The 15,665-nt window shown below is 69.5% G+C and carries 15 protein-coding genes and 1 pseudogene; 10 read left to right on the top strand and 6 right to left on the bottom strand.

Features of this window, described 5'->3' with window-relative positions; all coding sequences use genetic code 11:
* The first annotated feature begins 825 nt into the window (after nt 1-825).
* The 4 genes from ACFV7R_RS43250 (at nt 826) to ACFV7R_RS43235 (ending at nt 3,285) form a co-directional block, all read left to right on the top strand.
* Nucleotides 826-1,296: a GNAT family N-acetyltransferase gene (locus ACFV7R_RS43250; protein ID WP_385275132.1), complete on the top strand. Its 471-nt coding sequence runs from the start codon at nt 826-828 to the stop codon at nt 1,294-1,296.
* A 667-nt stretch (nt 1,297-1,963) separates the two neighbouring features.
* Entirely contained in the window at nt 1,964-2,149 is a 186-nt protein-coding gene (locus ACFV7R_RS43245; protein ID WP_385275129.1) for a hypothetical protein, read from the top strand.
* Nucleotides 2,150-2,157: 8 nt separating this feature from the next.
* Nucleotides 2,158-2,565, top strand: coding sequence for a DUF308 domain-containing protein (locus ACFV7R_RS43240; RefSeq protein ID WP_385275125.1), 408 nt, complete (start codon nt 2,158-2,160; stop codon nt 2,563-2,565).
* Between the two features lie 465 nt (nt 2,566-3,030).
* Complete coding sequence (locus tag ACFV7R_RS43235) at nt 3,031-3,285, top strand: hypothetical protein (protein WP_385275122.1); 255 nt, start codon at nt 3,031-3,033, stop codon at nt 3,283-3,285.
* Between the two features lie 36 nt (nt 3,286-3,321).
* Here ACFV7R_RS43235 and ACFV7R_RS43230 read toward each other — a convergent pair.
* Nucleotides 3,322-3,573, bottom strand: a pseudogene (locus ACFV7R_RS43230) (hypothetical protein); the annotation flags it as partial.
* An 840-nt stretch (nt 3,574-4,413) separates the two neighbouring features.
* Between ACFV7R_RS43230 and ACFV7R_RS43225 the strand changes: the two are divergent.
* On the top strand, nt 4,414-5,154 hold the full coding sequence (locus tag ACFV7R_RS43225) for an SDR family oxidoreductase (RefSeq protein WP_385275119.1): 741 nt from the start codon (nt 4,414-4,416) through the stop codon (nt 5,152-5,154).
* 53 nt (nt 5,155-5,207) lie between these two features.
* A complete protein-coding gene (locus tag ACFV7R_RS43220) occupies nt 5,208-5,960 on the top strand; it encodes a glucose 1-dehydrogenase (RefSeq protein ID WP_385275116.1) in 753 nt (250 codons plus the stop codon).
* 104 nt (nt 5,961-6,064) lie between these two features.
* On the opposite strand, the gene ACFV7R_RS43215 is transcribed toward ACFV7R_RS43220, so the two are convergent.
* Together ACFV7R_RS43215 and ACFV7R_RS43210 are read right to left on the bottom strand one after the other, a co-directional pair.
* Entirely contained in the window at nt 6,065-6,895 is an 831-nt protein-coding gene (locus ACFV7R_RS43215) for a helix-turn-helix transcriptional regulator (RefSeq protein WP_385275113.1), read from the bottom strand.
* Nucleotides 6,896-7,445: 550 nt separating this feature from the next.
* Nucleotides 7,446-8,303 carry a zinc-dependent alcohol dehydrogenase family protein gene (locus tag ACFV7R_RS43210; RefSeq protein ID WP_385275110.1) on the bottom strand — a complete coding sequence of 286 codons (858 nt, stop codon included), beginning with the start codon at nt 8,301-8,303 and terminating at the stop codon, nt 7,446-7,448.
* A gap of 828 nt (nt 8,304-9,131) precedes the next feature.
* Between ACFV7R_RS43210 and ACFV7R_RS43205 the strand changes: the two genes are divergently transcribed.
* Nucleotides 9,132-9,797: a hypothetical protein gene (locus ACFV7R_RS43205; protein WP_385275107.1), complete on the top strand. Its 666-nt coding sequence runs from the start codon at nt 9,132-9,134 to the stop codon at nt 9,795-9,797.
* Nucleotides 9,798-9,861: 64 nt separating this feature from the next.
* Here the strand turns inward: ACFV7R_RS43205 and ACFV7R_RS43200 are convergent, their stop codons facing one another.
* The 3 genes from ACFV7R_RS43200 to ACFV7R_RS43190 all read right to left on the bottom strand — a co-directional run bounded on the left by ACFV7R_RS43200 (nt 9,862) and on the right by ACFV7R_RS43190 (nt 12,397).
* Nucleotides 9,862-10,704, bottom strand: coding sequence for a class I SAM-dependent methyltransferase (locus tag ACFV7R_RS43200; RefSeq protein ID WP_385275104.1), 843 nt, complete (start codon nt 10,702-10,704; stop codon nt 9,862-9,864).
* Between the two features lie 261 nt (nt 10,705-10,965).
* Nucleotides 10,966-11,982, bottom strand: a complete 1,017-nt coding sequence (locus ACFV7R_RS43195; RefSeq protein ID WP_385275138.1) for a DUF6745 domain-containing protein — start codon at nt 11,980-11,982, stop codon at nt 10,966-10,968.
* A gap of 88 nt (nt 11,983-12,070) precedes the next feature.
* Nucleotides 12,071-12,397, bottom strand: a complete 327-nt coding sequence (locus tag ACFV7R_RS43190; RefSeq protein ID WP_385275101.1) for a hypothetical protein — start codon at nt 12,395-12,397, stop codon at nt 12,071-12,073.
* Nucleotides 12,398-12,590: 193 nt separating this feature from the next.
* Here ACFV7R_RS43190 and ACFV7R_RS43185 point away from each other — a divergent pair, with 193 nt between their 5' ends.
* The 3 genes from ACFV7R_RS43185 to ACFV7R_RS43175 are packed head-to-tail and all read left to right on the top strand — an operon-like array spanning nt 12,591 to nt 15,658.
* The gene (locus tag ACFV7R_RS43185; RefSeq protein WP_385275098.1) at nt 12,591-13,547 is read left to right on the top strand and encodes an STM4015 family protein; all 957 of its coding nucleotides are present in this window, start codon (nt 12,591-12,593) and stop codon (nt 13,545-13,547) included.
* 7 nt (nt 13,548-13,554) lie between these two features.
* Nucleotides 13,555-14,520 carry an STM4015 family protein gene (locus tag ACFV7R_RS43180; protein WP_385275095.1) on the top strand — a complete coding sequence of 322 codons (966 nt, stop codon included), beginning with the start codon at nt 13,555-13,557 and terminating at the stop codon, nt 14,518-14,520.
* A complete protein-coding gene (locus ACFV7R_RS43175; RefSeq protein WP_385275092.1) occupies nt 14,501-15,658 on the top strand; it encodes an STM4014 family protein in 1,158 nt (385 codons plus the stop codon). Before ACFV7R_RS43180 ends, ACFV7R_RS43175 begins: the two co-directional genes overlap by 20 nt.
* The last annotated feature ends 7 nt before the right edge of the window (nt 15,659-15,665 follow it).

Below are 15,665 nucleotides of genomic sequence, written 5' to 3'. Positions count from 1 at the left end.
CCTCCTGCGCCGACGGCGACAACTGCCGTGCGTCCCCCACCAGTTCACTCACGCAGGGATCAACGACCCAGAACACCTACCGTTTCGGATCAATAGACCGCCGGGCATAGAGGCACTTCGCGTAGCGGGTCAGCAGGACCTCGACGCTGTTGCCGACACGCTGGGCACCTCGGCGGGGTCCGCGCCCTGCACCGTCAACACCATCGCTCTCCAAGGGACTCACGCTGAGCAACGAAAACGGGGTGCGCCGCAAGGACAGCCCATCACGCAAGCCGGAACGTCTGACTGACCACGAGCTCGCTCCCGCCGACCAGCGGTTTGCTCCGTTCCCATGTTCCGTGTCCCCCGCCGGGGGCACCCTGTATGAGGTACCCAAAGACCCCGTCACCAGCGGAAACGCTGAGGCCGGGGTCTTCGCGTATGTGCAGACGTGTGCAGCGCTGAGCGGCCCCAGGACAGGGTCTGGGGACTATTCGTGGACCGGATCTTGGAGCATCGGCCCAGGTCATCGGAGCCTTGCCTGAACCCGGCCAGCGTGGCGTCATACCGCGCCCGACCGCTCCGAGACGTGCGCCATCAACGATGTCCCGGAGGACGGACCGACGACAGCGGACGGTGGTTCACCACGAGATGTTGCGTCTGTCCCTCTGCGCGCTGCCGCGCCGGGTCGCCGCTGCACAGCCCGGCTGCCAGTTCCACTCCACATCGCCTGTGTCGAATACGCTTCGAAGACGTCCGACCCGGCGTCCTCGACAAACGCGTACGTATGGGGGCTCTTCACGTAGGCCCGGATGGCGCAGCTGCCGGATGCGGAAGGGGTGTGGCATGAGATCCCCAGGCGTTCACCTACGGGAGATCACCGACGACAACCGGGATGCCGTTCGTGCCCTCCGCGTCCGACGTGACCAGAAGCAGTTCGTCGCCTCCGTGAAAAAGTCACTCAAGGAGGCGGCAAAGAAACCGGAGGCCAATCCCTGGTACCGCGCCGTGTACCGCGGCGACGAGCCGGTCGGCTTCGTGATGCTGTCGTGGAAACCGCCGACCGGTCCATACAAAGGACGGCACTTCCTCTGGCGCCTCCTCGTCGACAAGCGGTACCAGGGGCGAGGGATCGGCCGAGAGGCGCTCCTGCAGATCGCCGCCCTGGTTCGCGCGGACGGCGCCACCGAGCTGCTGACCAGCTACGAGCCCGGCCAGGGCGAACCCTGGCCCTTCTACCAGAAGTTCGGGTTCGAGCCCACCGGGGAGATCGACGACGGCGAGATCGTTCTGCGGCTCACCTTCCCCGCTCGGTGAGCTCATACGGATCTGGCGGACACATGCCGTAGACGGTTACCCGACTGCCGGAGAGCTCGATCCACCGATGCTCCGCCGGCACCATATGGGCCAGACGCCCCAGCCTCTCTCCTGAAGCGGTGTGGCCGGGCGAGCCATCCACGTACGTTCAGTGCCGAGGGGTGCCTCCGTGGGAGACGTGACGCTCGCCGGCCGGCCTCATTACGAAACGCGGCCATCGCTCACGCGCAAGGTTGGTTGTCCGACGACGAGTGACCCGAGCCCGTCCGCACCAGATGTGCACCAGCAGAGGCGGCGAACCGCGGTTGATGACGGTCATCGTGCGCAAATCGATTCGCACGACATCGTGGGCGAGTCGCGTCACCCGTAAGCACATGCGGCAGCACTGAAGGACTTCGTCCGGGAAACGGCGCTGGGCGTAGCGCAGCGCCTCGATGTTCACGACTCTCTCCTCCTGGCCATAACCGCCTGTTACATCCATATTCCTTGCGATCTCTACCGGAGCCGCGCGGGGCAATCTACGGCCTAAGGCATTACACCTCGGACACACCGGCCTTGAACGGATTAAACACGGGCGATGCCCGGCATACCGGCCAACCCAGCTGCGCAGCGCCCCGGACCCGGCCCATCCCCGAGACCTACCTCACCCTCCGAGAAGGACCGTTTTATGAGCACGCACGCCCTGACCTCCCGCATGGCCCAGATCACCGACAGCCGCTCCGACGGCCGCTCCTCCTTGCTGAAGCTCTACCTGGGCCGCGGTGTTCTGGCCGTGGCATGGGCCGCGGCGTTCGCCGCGAACAAGGACCCCTGGGCGTCGCAGCGATCACCCTGCTGGTCGCCTACCCCCTGATCGACGCCGTGTCGTCACTGATCGACTACCGCGCCCGCACCGACCGATCCGAACGCCGCGTCACGATGTTCAACGGCGTGCTCAGCACCCTCATCGCCGTCCCCCTCGGCCTGGCGGGGGCCAGCGGCGTGCCGGCGGTACTGCACGTCCTCGGCGCCTGGGCCATCATCTCCGGCATCGCCCAGACAGCGGTCGGACTCCGCCGTCGCAGCGCCGAACTCGGCAAGCAGTGGCCGATGCTGCTCGCGGGTGGCCTGTCCGTCCTTGCGGGCACCTACTGGAACTTCCTGGCCCTCGCCGACCAGCCCAAGCTCAACGTACTGGTCTTCTACACCGCGGTCGGCGGCATCTTCTTCATCATCCAGTCTGTCCTGCTGGCCCGACGCACCCGCCAGGCACAGCCCCAGACCGCCTGACAAACGCACCGAGCGGCCCCGGCAGTGGCCGCTGAAGCAGGACACCGGCAGCCCGCGAGCACCCAGGCTTGGACCAGGGCCTGTCGAATGCGTGTCGAAGTCCGCATGGGGGGACTCACGAGCCGCGGCAAAGACACGGGTCAACCCCCGAGCAGGGCGCGTATCCCAAGGCGCCTTCCAAGCACTGTGCCAGCGCCCTGCTCGATGTCAGACGCGATGGAGTCCGGATGTGCAGTACAGCAGGGAAGTACCGCAACCCAGGCGACCGAAGCCGACCGTCATCGGCTTGAGGCAGCCGTCTGATCAGCCGACCAAACCTCAGCAACCGCCGTGCCCGTAGTACGCCTCGAGAGGGTCAGCCCGTGCCACAGCCCAGCCTCGCTCCTAACGCGGTGGTCTGCGAGGGGCGCTGTCGTTCGGCTGGCAGACTGGCCGCTTGCCGTGGGACTTCGAACGGGGGGCGTGATGAGCAGGCGCACGAAAGGGTGGCTGATCGGCGGTTGGCTCGTGCTGGTTGTCGTCGGCTGGTCATTTACGGAGTCGATCAACGATGGGATTGAGCCAACGTCGGGTCCCCGGCCGGAGCCGTCGTCATCGAGTTCTTCTTCGGGATGCTCGGCGCCGACACCGTCGGCCGACGCGGAGCACGACGTCACCGCCTACACCGACGCGGAGCCCGATTTCGCTGCCACAGCGGTCATCTGCAAGACGTCGGACTGACGCCAGGACCCCGCTGAGACGTACACGGCCCTTGCCCTCGCGTACCGGATCGGCGTGATCGTCGGGCCGCTGCTGCCAGTGGCCGCGGGCGAAGGAGTATCCGGCCTCTTCCAGTCCGAACCGGGGCTCCGCGCGACCGGCGACCAGGATCCTGGCGAACTGCGGCAGGATGCGGCGCAGCACGGCCGCGCGATCGGTCCAGTCGACGGCCTGCCAGGTCCGGCGCAGGAGGTCCGGCTCCAGTTCCACGTCCGGCGTCTTCAGAAGGGAGAGCTCCTCCGGGCTGCCTCAAAGGCGTTCAAGTCGGCCCGCAGGTAAGGGAAATCCTTCTCCATTCCTGCGCGGATCAAGGCGTCTCGTAGAGCAGTTGTGGCATTGCGCGCGGCGTACGTACTGACGCCCGGGCAGCGAGCACCGTCTGCCGAGACCAGACCGCGACAAGGCAATTGGCCCCCGCGCGGCCCGCCGTCCCGGAATCGGCGGGCCAGCGCCTCGAAAGGCACCGTCGCGGGGTAAGCGGAACCTACGCCTCCGACAGTCAAAACGGAAGACCCCTGTCTTCCGCAGCGGTCAGGCCGCCCGCGCGTGCGAGGCTGGGCCGGCCTGGAATTTCCCTGTCTGATGAAGACGGCCCGCTCCGTCTCCGCCCCGTTCCAGCCCAGCCGGCGCCCGTGCCACGCTGTCAGCGACCAGCCATCGCACGGCAGAGCAGTAAGCCGCTTGTACACGGCGCCGGCAAGATCGTTCCCGCAGGTGCCGACGGCCACGGGTTTTTCGCGGGTGACTACGTGACACGTGTCGAAACTCCGCCGCCCCGCACCACATCGGCTGGGCCAACCCCGACGAAGTCAACCAGGCCACTGCTCACGTTCCTGGCCAGCCGACACAGACCCGGGACCAGCACGCGCGCCGGCACGGGACCGGCCGGGCGCGCACACGCCGCACGGCGCCCGGGTCGCCCGGCCCGGCGGGGCGGGGCCGATGCCGGCGCTACGGGGGTCTGGCGGACCCCCCGTAGCGCGTGCCCCGGGTTGAAGGGGCCTCTGCCTGGCCTTCTTCTCCTTTGGCCTCATGGAGGTGTCCCCGCTCCGGCCATCAGGGCCGAAGCATCCATCCAAAGGAAGAACCATGAGCGCCCCTACCCCTGACAGCAAGGTCGTCCTCATCACCGGCGCGTCCAGCGGCATCGGCGAGGCCACCGCTCGCCACCTGGCTGCCTCCGGCCACACCGTCGTCCTGGGCGCCCGCCGCACGGACCGCCTCAACCAGCTGGCCACCGAGCTCACCGACGCCGGCTACCAGGCCGACTACGCGGAACTGGACGTCACCGACCTCGGCAGCGTCAAGGCCTTCGTCGACGGTGCGATCGCCCGGCACGGGCGCGTCGACGTCCTGGTCAACAACGCCGGCGTGATGCCGCTGTCTTACGTGGCAGACCTGCGCGTCGACGACTGGAACCAGACCATCGATGTCAACCTGCGCGGCGTGCTGCACGGCATCGCGGCCGTCCTGCCCTCGATGAACGAGCGCCGGTCCGGCCACATCATCAACGTCGCCTCCACCGCCGCGTACCGCTCGGACCCGACCGGAGTGGTGTACTGCGCCACCAAGTTCGCCGTCCGTGCCGTCTCCGACGGCCTGCGCAAGGAGACCACCGACCTGCGCGTCACCCTCGTCAGCCCCGGCCTCACCCGCACCGAGCTCACCCAGTCCGGCGGCGACGACCAGCTGCAGGGTGCCGTGCGTACCGCGCTCCAGGACGTCGGGATCGACGCCAAGGCGATCGCCGAGGCCATCGGCTACACGATCGGCCAGCCCGACGACGTCAATGTCAGCGAGGTCATCGTCCAGGGCACCGCGTCGATCTGATCATCGGCCCTCGGGACCACTGACAACCATCCCTCCACAGGCAGAGAGACGCAATGACTCAGCAGTTTGCAGGAAAGACAGCGTTCGTCACCGGCGGCGGCAGCGGCATCGGCCGGGCATCCGCCTTGGCCCTGGCGGCTGACGGAGCGCTGGTCACGGTCGCCGGCCGCACCGCCGACACGCTCAAGGAGACCGTCCGTCTCATCGCGGCCGTCGGCGGCTCGGCCCGCTACGTCGTCGCGGACGTGACCGACGAGGCCCAGATCGAGCGTGCTGTCCAGGACGCGACCGCGGGCACCGGCCGCCTGGACATCGCCTTGAACAACGCGGGCTACGACGGCGAGTACCAGCTCACCAAGGACTACTCCGGCCAGTTGCTCGACCGCATGATCGCGCTCAACGTGCGCGGCATGTTCCTGTCGATGAAGCACGAGCTGCAGTACATGACGGCTCAGGGCTCCGGCACGATCGTGAACATGCCCTCCGGCGCCGGGCTGATCGGCGTCCCCGGGTTCTCCGGCTACGCCGCCACCAAGGCCGCCGAGATCGCCATGACCAAGAGTTCCGCGCTCGAGGTCGCAGACCAGGGCATCCGCATCAACGCCGTCTGCCCCGGGCTGGTGGACACCCCGCTGATCGCGGATCTGGACCCGGAGTACCGGGCGTCGCTCGACGCCTCCCACCCCCTGGGCCGGATCGCCCGCGCCGAGGAGATCGCCGACGCGGTGGTCTGGCTCGCCTCCGACAAGTCCAGCTTCGTCACCGGCGTCGCCCTGCCCGTCGACGGCGGCTACAGCGTGCCGTAACCCGAGGCACTCCCCCTGGACACGCCGTCCGACACCCGTAAAGGGGCCCGGCCTCATCACACGTCGGGCCCCGCGGGGCCGGGGGTCCGGGCTCCTTGCCAGATTCAGTCGACGAGCCGACGCAGGGCCTGCTGCGACGCCGAGCCGGGCTCGACGGTATACAGGCCGAGCGTCTGATCCGGCTCTCCCATGGGCGTGAACGCCTCGAAGCCGAGCGTCAACTCCCCCACCAGCGGATGCTGGTAACGCTTAACCCCGTGCTTGGGCAAGAACACGTCGTGGTCCGCCCACCATCGGCGGAAATCCCGGTCCGCCGCCGACAGCTCGTCCACCAGCCGGGCCAGCTGCGGGTCATGCGGATGATGACTGGCATACAGGCGCAGCATGCCCACAATCTCCCGGGCCGTCTCGTGCCAGTCGACATACAGGTCACGGGGCGCCTCGTTCAAGAACACATACCGTGCCATGTTCCGCTCTTCGACCGGCAGGGCATCGAAATCGAGATACAAGGCACGGGCCGGACGATTTGTGGCCAAGACATCCAGACGGTGCCCCAACAACAACGCCGGCACCTCACTGATGTTCTCCAATGCCCGGACCAGCCCGACCCGCGCCCGCTGCTCCGCCACCGTACGCGGCCGTCGCCCGATCGCCTCAGCCAGCGCGAACAAGTGGTCCCGCTCCGCCTCGTCCAACTGCAAAGCCTGCGCCACAGCCCGCAACACCGACTCGGACACACTCGCGCTGCGCCCCCGCTCCAGCCGCACGTAGTAGTCGACACTCACCCCCGCCAGCTGGGCCACCTCCTCACGCCGCAACCCCGGCACCCGACGCGCACCCGGCATCGGACGAATCCCCGCCTGCTCCGGCGTGATACGAGCCCGCCGGGTCCGCAAAAACTCCCGAAGATCAGCCTGGGGCCCACGCTCACTCATGAACGCCACACTATCCGCGCCCGTACGCCCCCACGCGTCCCCCGGCAGTGCCGACTGTCAGGGAAAGCGCAGGTCGCAGGGCGCAGGCAGCCAGCCCATGAAGTCCGGCGGCTTCGTCCTCACCCAGCCGGAGGACGATGGCCGGCGAACCTGCCGAACGCTGTGGAGGTGTACCGGTCGGCTTGTCTGGTGGCACTGGGCCGACCGGCCGGATGAGCCTTTGGAGGCCTGCGGTGGGCGCCCGGCACACCTCCGACACAGTCTGTGCCGCTGACGCCCTCTGGCGAACTCCGCCTCAGGTCAGAGGTGTGCGAGGTGATCAGCGCATTCACTCCGGATCCGTGTGCGCAGGTTCGAATCCTGCCGGGGGCACTCGCCTGGAACAGCAGAAATAGAGCGCTGACCAGGGCGGATGCCGACGAGAAAGAGCGGGAGACAGCCTCACTGTCTCCCGCTCTTTCTCGTTGTTGCACACCGATCACGCGTGAGGAGCGTGGGCCACACACCCGGCCTTGCCCGGCCGCAGCCGCACCGCCGGCAGGGCAGCTTCCTACCTGTCGTCTTTGTCCCGGTCGTCTTCGAAGACGAAGAGTGGCTTGGCGCCACGTGCGGGTGTTTCGGCGAGCGAGATGGCTTCAGCGAAGCGTTCGAGCGGGAACGGCTGGCCCTGGGGGATGCTCAGCACTTCATCAGCGACGAGACTGCGAACCTGGGACAGCGCGTGCAGCGCATCCTCAGGTGAGGCAGTGCCGAACCAGCGGTTCAGCCAGAAGCCACGGACCGCTTTGGTCTCGTAGATGACCGAGCGTGCCTGCAGCGGGATCGTCAGCGCTGCCGGGTCGGTCTGCCGATGGGTGGAGAGCGCGCCGTAGACCACGACCTCTCCCCTCGGAGCCAATGCCTGGAACACCTGGGCACCTACGGGTCCCGCGACACAGTCGATGGCCTTGCGCACGCCGGCCGGTCCTGCTGTCTCAGCCACACGCTGCAACAGGTCCTCGTCCTCGGTGCAGATGACCTCGTCACCACCGAACGCTTTGATCTCCTCAACGGCACCTCGTCGCCGCACGACATCGATCATGCGAATGCCCAGATGCCTGGACAACTGAATGACGAGCCGGCCGACGGTGGAGCCCGCGGCCGTCTGCAACAACCGTTCACCCGGCTGTACGTCGAGTTCGCGAGTCACAAGGAGCAGCGCGGTCAACGGGTTGACGGCGAGTTGACAGGCGCTGGAGTCGCTCAGACGGTCGGGGACCGGCAGGAGCCTTCGTGTATCGGCAACAAGGCATTCCTGCCAAGTTCCGGCCACGTGGGGCCCGGGTACCGCCGGGACGGCAGCGACCACCACACGCTCGCCGATCTTTGGCCCCTCCGTATCCGGCCCCAGGGCCTCAACACGGCCCATGCATTCCATGTGACCCCCAACAGTGGGAAAGTCGGGGAGAAACCGTAGCGGCCGCGCAGCACGTGCAGATCACTGGCGTGAATCGGAGTCGCCTTCACACGGATCAACGCCTGACCAGCTTCTGGCGTGGGAACAGGCCGGGATTCCAGCCGCAGGACATCGGCAGGCTCGCCGACCTTTCCGGCTACGAGCGCGCGCATGGATGGAGGCATGAGCGACCCTTCGTCTCTCAGCGCCCGACGAACTCGGCGGGTGTTCTCGACAAACTCGATGCTGGTGCCGGCATCCTCGTCGGCGCCCAGGCTCCGGACCCTCCCTTCTCAATGGAACTGGTCCGTGCTCGCCGCAGCGCACTACTCGAGTTCAGATTACGAATCTGCCATTTCACGCGGCGTGAATGCCCGCTGTGCCGGTTCAGGGCTCAGGAGGCCGCCGAGGGATGCGGTACCGGTTCACGAGTCCGCAGGGCTCCGGCTCAACCACGACGATGCCCACACCGACGGACCCGTAGTCGGGGGGCGGGGCCCCGTCATCCCGGTGCCGGCCGATCCCCCGCCGGAGGCACTGTTCTGACCTCGGCTGTGCCGTCTGCGTCAGCCCCGGCCTGGCGGCGACCGACCGGCGCCGCCGCGCTGTGCGCGGCACTATCGATCTCCGATCTGACTGCGCGCCGGGCCACCTCCGCTACCGGGAGGCCGGCACGGAGCCAGTTCGTGATGCACGTGGCCGCAGGTCGTACGGCGTATGCCGTCCGGAGCGGCCCTGTGTCGTTGTCTCACGTGAGCCGCGCTGTCCGCGGCCCTCGGGTCTGTGCGCTTGGATGAGCGGGTGACCGTTCATGACGTTGCTCGACAACTGCCCGAGATAGCAGTCCTCTGTGAGCACAGCCGCGCCATGGCCGTCCTGGAGGCGGTCATCAGCCCCGAGTGGGAGAACCGCTACCACTCCTTCGACGACCACTGGTCCGAGACGGAGTCGATGGCCTCGATGCGCAGCGGATCGGGCGACGAGTACTCGATCGTCTTCTCGCCCGCCGGCGCCTACGTCCGGGGGTTCGATCACGAATCGCCCATGAGCCCCTATGCAGAGGGCGGGCCATGGCCCGGAGTGCTCGACGAGGTTCCTGACGTCTTCCGGCCGTGCGTCGAGGAGCCGGCGTTCTCGGACGAGGACGGGATGCCCATCGTCACTGCGTGTATGTGGCGAGAGACGGGCGACGACGGTTGGAAAACGGGGACGATCGACTTTCCCGACGAGGCGACGGAAGATCCGGACGGCGCCGGATACCTCTTCCAACTCTTGATGGATCGCTCGCCGGAAGCGTTTCAGCGATGGGCCGAGGACTACTATCAGGTCCCGGTCGACCTGGAGGCCGTTCGTCACGTCTTCGCTTCCCGTCCGCTGACCGAAGAGGTGGTCCGCACGTTGAACTCAGAGATCGTCCTGGCAGATCTCTCAGAGGACATTGCGGAAATCGGTTATCCGACGAGCTGAGACGTAGAGCAACGACGAGGCCCCTGGACGCGATACCAGGGGCCTCGGAGGCGGGCAGGGGTGCCTACTCGTACTCGCGGAGCAGATCCTCGATCCGCCGGTTGGCGACGTCCTGTCGTCCGTCGAGGCACAGCCGCCGGACGCGCAGCACGCCGGTCAGCATCGGGAGAGTGAACTCGCCGCGGGCGGTCTCCGGCCTGCTCGCGAGAAATGCGCGGATCCGCCCCAGCGTGGCCTGTTGTTCCTGTTCTGGCATGACCAGCACCCCCGCGCGCGTCGCGATGGTCGCGACGAGAGAGTCGGCGGTGCGGCGCTGCCCGTGTGGGAACTCGGCCTGCTCCGGCGAACCGAACCGAGCGGCCACACCAGTCTTTGGAAGGTGCATGTCGGCCGTTTCGGCACGCCAGCTGGTGAGCGTGTCACGTGGGCCGATGGCCGCGCTCCCGCTGACCCGCGCGAGCTCGGCCACCCAGTCGACCTGGTCGTCCATGACGTTCCACAGGCCGGCCAGGACACCGCCGGGTGCGAGGACCCTGGCGATCTCGGGTCCCGCGACGGCCATGTCGAACCAATGCATGGCGTTACCGGCCAGCACGGCATCGACGGACGCGTCCGGCAGAGGTATCGCCTCGGCACTACCCGACAGGGCATGGACAGCCGGCAGCGAGCGGCGGAGCTCGGTCAGCATCGCCGGGTCGGGCTCGACTGCAATGACTTCGGCGCCCAGCGCGACCAGCGTGGCGGTCAGCTTGCCGGTCCCGGCGCCGAGGTCGAGCACGCGCGGGCCGGCCGCGGGCTCAAGCGCCCAGCGGACCGCGGTCTGCACGTAGTCCGGACGGTGCTCGGCGTATGCGACCGCCGCTGCGCCGAACGACGAGGCATGAAGCAGCCGTTCGTCCTGTTCCATGCGGTGACGCTATCGGCGCTGCCAGCGGTCGGCTACCCCGTATCACCACCTCGGCGGCGCGCACGGAAGACCTGTCGCACCACCGCCGATACTGTCGGTGAGCAGGGCTTTCGCCTCCAGGTCGGCGACCACCGACCGCAGTTGGGAAAGGTGCGCATGATGCTCGTCGTGGGTATGCGGTCGGTTGGGCCGCAAGCGTCCGTCCCACGCCTGCGCCCCGAGGCAGTCGCACCGCATCGCCACGGACACGCCGGAGTCGGCTCAGGTCTCCCTCTCCGGCGCGTAGTCGGCCTCGTCCAGTCCGAAGGTCCAGGCGACGCCCTCCCGGGCGGTCCGGGTCCGTGGCGGCACCCGGAGCCAGTAGGTGCGGTGGGTGCCGTCGGGCTCCGGGGTGGAGTTGACGACCTCGACCATCACCAGAGGCTCGTCCCCCTCCAGTTCGATCCGCCACAGCACCCCGGCCTCGTCCCGCTGCAGGGGTTCGGCGCCGGACTCCTCCAGGTAGCGGTCGTAGCCGTAGTGCTCCAGCATCACGCGGCGCAGCTCGGCGTTCTCCTCCTCGCGTATCCGCCGCGGGGTCAGTGTGGCGAGCCCGTCGAGGAAGGCGGCGGGCACCGGCATGCCGTGCCAGGCGTGCAGCGCGAAGCCGTCGGGGAAGGCGAGCGCCGGGCCGTCCCCGCGGTGGAGCCGGCCCGCCTCGTCCCGGTGCAGTTCCACGGGGCGTTCGGTGATGACCGCGGTCGTCTCGTACGGCCACCACCAGCCTGCGGCGCGGGCGACCGCGGCGATCCCGTCGAGTGTCTCCCCACCGTCCTGGCCGTCGAAGGCCGCCAGCCAGGCCGCGTCGTGCTGCCCCAGGACCGCGTCGAGCAGCACCAGGCGGACGGCCTGCTCGCCACCCGGCACACCGGTCGAGGCCTCGACCACGCCCGTCCTGATGCGCTCGGTCAGAGTGACCGTGCCGTCCCACAGCTGAGCGCCTGTCAGGGCCCAGTGCTCGGCCCAGCCGGCCGGTCCGAGCCGGTCGGCGACACACGCTCGCGCGACCGCCCACGGCCGGGTGCGCACCTCGTCGCGGACGCTGCGGCCGGCCGCGCCCTCGGCCGTGAGCCGTGCGGCCAGCGCCGCGCCCTCGCGGGGCGAGCCCGCCCAGACGATGCGCTCCGGCTCGGGCAGACCCGCCAGCCGGTAGGCCAGACGTACACCGTCCTCGGCCGCAGCGCGGTCCGCCGGGCCGGTCGCCGCCGCGACCTCGCGCCACATCGCCGTCGTGTCCATCGCCGTCGCGTCCAACACCGTCGTGTCCATCGGTGCCGTTTCCATCGGTGCTTCCATCGGCGTCGTCATCGTTCCGCTCCCCCCTGTCTCAGTCCGCCACGACGCGTACCGCGCCGGGCGCGTACTCGCGCTGCCGCACCACCCGGTACCAGCCCTTCGGCAGCGGTATCGCCGCATGCTCCTCGTGCACCACCCGCCCGCCGCCCGGGAGATGGAGGTAGGAGGCACCGAACGGCCCGGCCTCCCGGACCAGAGCCCCCGGCCCGACCACCGCATGGGCGTGTCCGGTGACCTCGCCGAGTGCCAGCACGAGCCTCCCCCGCGCGTCCCGCGGCTGCCCCGGCAGCCGGTCCGTGCCCGGTGGCACGGCCGCCTCAGCCATGGGCACGATCAGGACGTCCCCCTGCCGGTACATGCATGTCTCCCTTCACCGCCGGCGCCTCGCCGACCGATGTCCACGACGCTACGCCGAGGGTCTGACAACGCCCCCCGGACGAACGCCCCCGACCGCAACCGGGCAGCCCGCGAAAGGCGTTGTCAGAGGGGCTTGGTAGAACTCTTCGGGCCAGCACAGCGCACCGCGTGCTCCACCCGAGGAGATCAGCCGCATGTCCCACGTCGAGCATCTGAAGGAACTGCACGGCCTGCCGGCCTTCGACTTCCCCCGGCCCGGCGCACGGCACGAGCTGCCGGAGGCGGGCGCCGTCGCCTGGCGGCTGGCCGTCGACCCCTACGACGACGACTCGGAGGAGGATTTCGGTGCCCTGTGGGACCGCTTCCTCGACTCGGTCGATCCCGCCGGGGTCCGCGCGATCGTCGTGGGCCAGTGGGGCGAGGCCTACGAAAACGACTCCGGCGTCATCGTGCAGCGACTCGTGGACGCCCGCGACCGGCTGAGCGCGCTTCGGGCCGTCTTCATCGGCGACCTGGAGATGGAGGAGGCGGAGATCTCCTGGATCGAGCAGTCCGATGTCACTCCGGTCCTCGACGCCTATCCCCTGCTGGAGGAGTTCGGCATCCGCGGCGGCACCGGACTGCGTTTCCCGGCGGTCCGGCACAAGCACCTGCGCACGCTCTGCTTCGAGGCCGGCGGCCTGCCCGGCGAGGTCGTGCGCGGTGTCGCCGCCAGTGAGCTCCCCGCGCTGGAGTACCTCGAAATATGGCTCGGTGTGGAGGAGTACGGCGGTGACGCGACGGTCGCCGACCTCGCACCGATCCTGGCCGGCGGGCAGTTCCCGGCGCTGCGCCATCTCGGCCTGCGCAACAGCGAGATACAGGACGAGATCGCCGCCGCCGTGGCCGGGGCCCCGGTCGTCGCCCAGCTGAAGTCGCTGGACCTTTCCCTCGGCGTGCTCACGGACGAGGGCGTGACAGCGCTGCTCGGCGGCCAGCCGCTCACCCACCTGACCTGGCTCGACCTCCGCCACAACTTCGTCACGGAGCCGGTGGCCCAGCGGGTTCGGGCGGCGCTGGAGCCGTCCGGCGTCGAGGTCGACCTGTCCGAGTCCGGCGAGGCGTGGGAGGACGACGGCGTCGTCCACCGCTTCACCGCCGTCGCGGAATGAGGCCGTCATGACCTTCGCGGATCACTTCGAGACCTTTCACGGACTACCCGTCTTCACCCTCCCCGAGCCCGGTGCGAAGGCGCTTCCGGCGGCCGACGGGGTGGCCTGGCGACTGGACTGCTTCGAGGCCGGGGAGCTGCCGTTCGCCGAGCTGTGGCGGAGCTTCACGGATCGGGTGCCGAGCGCGGACGTACGGGCTCTGGTCATCGGGCCCTGGTGGGACGACGAGTACACCGAGCTGCGGCCGGCGCTGGAGCTGATCCTGGCCGACGCCGGCCGCTTCCCCGCGCTGCGCGCTCTGTTCCTCGCCGACGTCACCGGCGAGGAGTGCGAGATCTCGTGGCTGCAGCTCACCGATGTCACCCCCGTCCTGGAGGCCTTCCCCCTGCTGGAGGAGTTCGGCGTCCGCGGCGGTGACTCACAGGGGCTCGGCGAGGAGCCCCTGTCCCTGCGCCCGGTGCGCCACGGCGCCCTGCGCGTGCTGCGGTTCGAGTCGGGTGGCCTGCCCGGGCAGGTGGTGCGGGCCGTCGGCGCGTGCGAACTGCCCGCTCTGGAGCATCTGGAGCTGTGGCTCGGGGTGTCGCAGTACGGCGGCGACGCGACGGTGGCCGACCTCGTGCCGGTCCTGTCCGCAGGCCGTCTCCCGGCGCTGCGGCATCTCGGGCTGCAGGACAGCGAGTTGCAGGACGAGATCGCGGCTGCGGTCGCCTCGGCTCCGGTCGTGGCACAGCTCGAGTCGCTGAGCCTGTCCATGGGCACCCTCACCGACGCCGGTGCCGAAGCCCTGCTCGGCGGCCAGCCGTTGACCCATCTCAAGCGGCTCGATCTGCATCACCACTTCCTGGGTGAGGCCATGGCCGACCGGCTTCGTACGGCCTTCGGCTCCGCCGGGACCGAGGTGGACCTGTCGGGCCGGCAGACCCCGCATCGCTGGCGGGACGAGGAGTGGCGCTATGTCGCCGTCTCCGAGTAGTGCCGCTCTGGGCACCGGCCTTCGGTTCGCCGTCGTCGGCAACCCGGAGAACCGGCGGACGACGATGTTCGCCGACGCCGTCCGCGCGGCGGGCCACCGGGCACCACGCTTGCTGGCCTGGCGCGATGTGCTGCGCGGACGGTACGCCTTCCTGCCCGGCGAGTTCGTACGGATCGACTCACCCGGCGAGAACACCGAGGTCGACCGGCTGCTGCGGGGCACCGACGATCCCACCCGGGTGGAGGGAACGGCCCTGTGGTACCGCCGCTTCACGACGGCGGTCCGGGAGGTGACGGGCGCGGCGCGCGGGGCGGGTGCGGTGCCGTCCGCCGACCCGGAGGAGATCGCGGTGATGTTCGACAAGCGGCGCTGTCATGCCCGGTTGGCCGCCGCGGGCGTCCCGGTGCCCCCGGCCCTGACGGGTCCGCTCGGCGGCTGGGAGGAACTGAGGGAAGGGCTGGAGACCGCGCGGATCAGGCGGGCGTTCGTCAAGCCGGCGCACGGCTCGTCGGCCTCCGGCGTCGTGGCGCTCGCCGTGGCCGGCCCCGGCCGGGTCAGGGCGACGACCTCCGTGGAGACCACCCCCGACGGCAGGCTGTTCAACTCCCTGCGGGTACGGCACTACGACTCGGAGCCCGAGGTCGCCGCCCTCGTCGACGCGCTGGCCCCGGACGGCATCCACGTCGAGCGGTGGCTGCCCAAGGCCTCCCAGGGCGGCCGCGCCGCCGATCTGCGGGTGGTCGTGGTCGCCGGACGCGCCACGCACGCCGTCGTACGGACCAGCCGACACCCCATGACGAATCTGCACCTGGGCGGCGCCCGCGGCGACCTGGACGCGGCACGCGAGGCGATCCGGGCCGCCGGCGGCAGCTTCGACGACGCGCTGGACACCGCCGAGCGCGCCGCGGCGTGCTTCCCGGGCACGCTGTGCGTCGGCGTGGACGTCCTGCCGTCCACCGGGTGGCGCCGCTTCACCGTCGGCGAGGTGAACGCCTTCGGGGATCTGCTGCCCCGCCTGACCGGCCTGCCCGGCAGCGGCGCCGAGGGTCTGGACACCTACGGCGTGCAGGTGGCCGCCGTACCGGCCGCGATGCGGCACACAGAGCACGAGGAGCACCACCATGACGCCACCGGCTGACGCCCTG

Origin of the sequence: Streptomyces sp. NPDC059866 (assembly GCF_042731325.1) — a bacterium.
GTDB lineage: Bacteria > Actinomycetota > Actinomycetes > Streptomycetales > Streptomycetaceae > Streptomyces > Streptomyces flavusporus.
The sequence above is the reverse complement of the archived record's forward strand: the minus strand, read 5'-3'. Positions and strand labels throughout refer to the sequence as shown.

What these genes read in the sequence shown, in the direction of transcription:
- ACFV7R_RS43225 (WP_385275119.1), top strand. Translation starts at nt 4,414, where the DNA reads ATGAGCGCCCCTACCCCTGACAGCAAGGTCGTCCTCATCACCGGCGCG.
- ACFV7R_RS43235 (WP_385275122.1), top strand. Translation starts at nt 3,031, where the DNA reads ATGAGCAGGCGCACGAAAGGGTGGCTGATCGGCGGTTGGCTCGTGCTG.
- ACFV7R_RS43215 (WP_385275113.1), bottom strand. Translation starts at nt 6,895, where the DNA reads ATGAGTGAGCGTGGGCCCCAGGCTGATCTTCGGGAGTTTTTGCGGACC.
- ACFV7R_RS43250 (WP_385275132.1), top strand. Translation starts at nt 826, where the DNA reads ATGAGATCCCCAGGCGTTCACCTACGGGAGATCACCGACGACAACCGG.
- ACFV7R_RS43175 (WP_385275092.1), top strand. Translation starts at nt 14,501, where the DNA reads ATGTCGCCGTCTCCGAGTAGTGCCGCTCTGGGCACCGGCCTTCGGTTC.
- ACFV7R_RS43190 (WP_385275101.1), bottom strand. Translation starts at nt 12,397, where the DNA reads ATGTACCGGCAGGGGGACGTCCTGATCGTGCCCATGGCTGAGGCGGCC.
- ACFV7R_RS43220 (WP_385275116.1), top strand. Translation starts at nt 5,208, where the DNA reads ATGACTCAGCAGTTTGCAGGAAAGACAGCGTTCGTCACCGGCGGCGGC.
- ACFV7R_RS43195 (WP_385275138.1), bottom strand. Translation starts at nt 11,982, where the DNA reads ATGGACACGACGGCGATGTGGCGCGAGGTCGCGGCGGCGACCGGCCCG.
- ACFV7R_RS43245 (WP_385275129.1), top strand. Translation starts at nt 1,964, where the DNA reads ATGAGCACGCACGCCCTGACCTCCCGCATGGCCCAGATCACCGACAGC.
- ACFV7R_RS43180 (WP_385275095.1), top strand. Translation starts at nt 13,555, where the DNA reads ATGACCTTCGCGGATCACTTCGAGACCTTTCACGGACTACCCGTCTTC.
- ACFV7R_RS43200 (WP_385275104.1), bottom strand. Translation starts at nt 10,704, where the DNA reads ATGGAACAGGACGAACGGCTGCTTCATGCCTCGTCGTTCGGCGCAGCG.
- ACFV7R_RS43185 (WP_385275098.1), top strand. Translation starts at nt 12,591, where the DNA reads ATGTCCCACGTCGAGCATCTGAAGGAACTGCACGGCCTGCCGGCCTTC.
- ACFV7R_RS43210 (WP_385275110.1), bottom strand. Translation starts at nt 8,303, where the DNA reads ATGGGCCGTGTTGAGGCCCTGGGGCCGGATACGGAGGGGCCAAAGATC.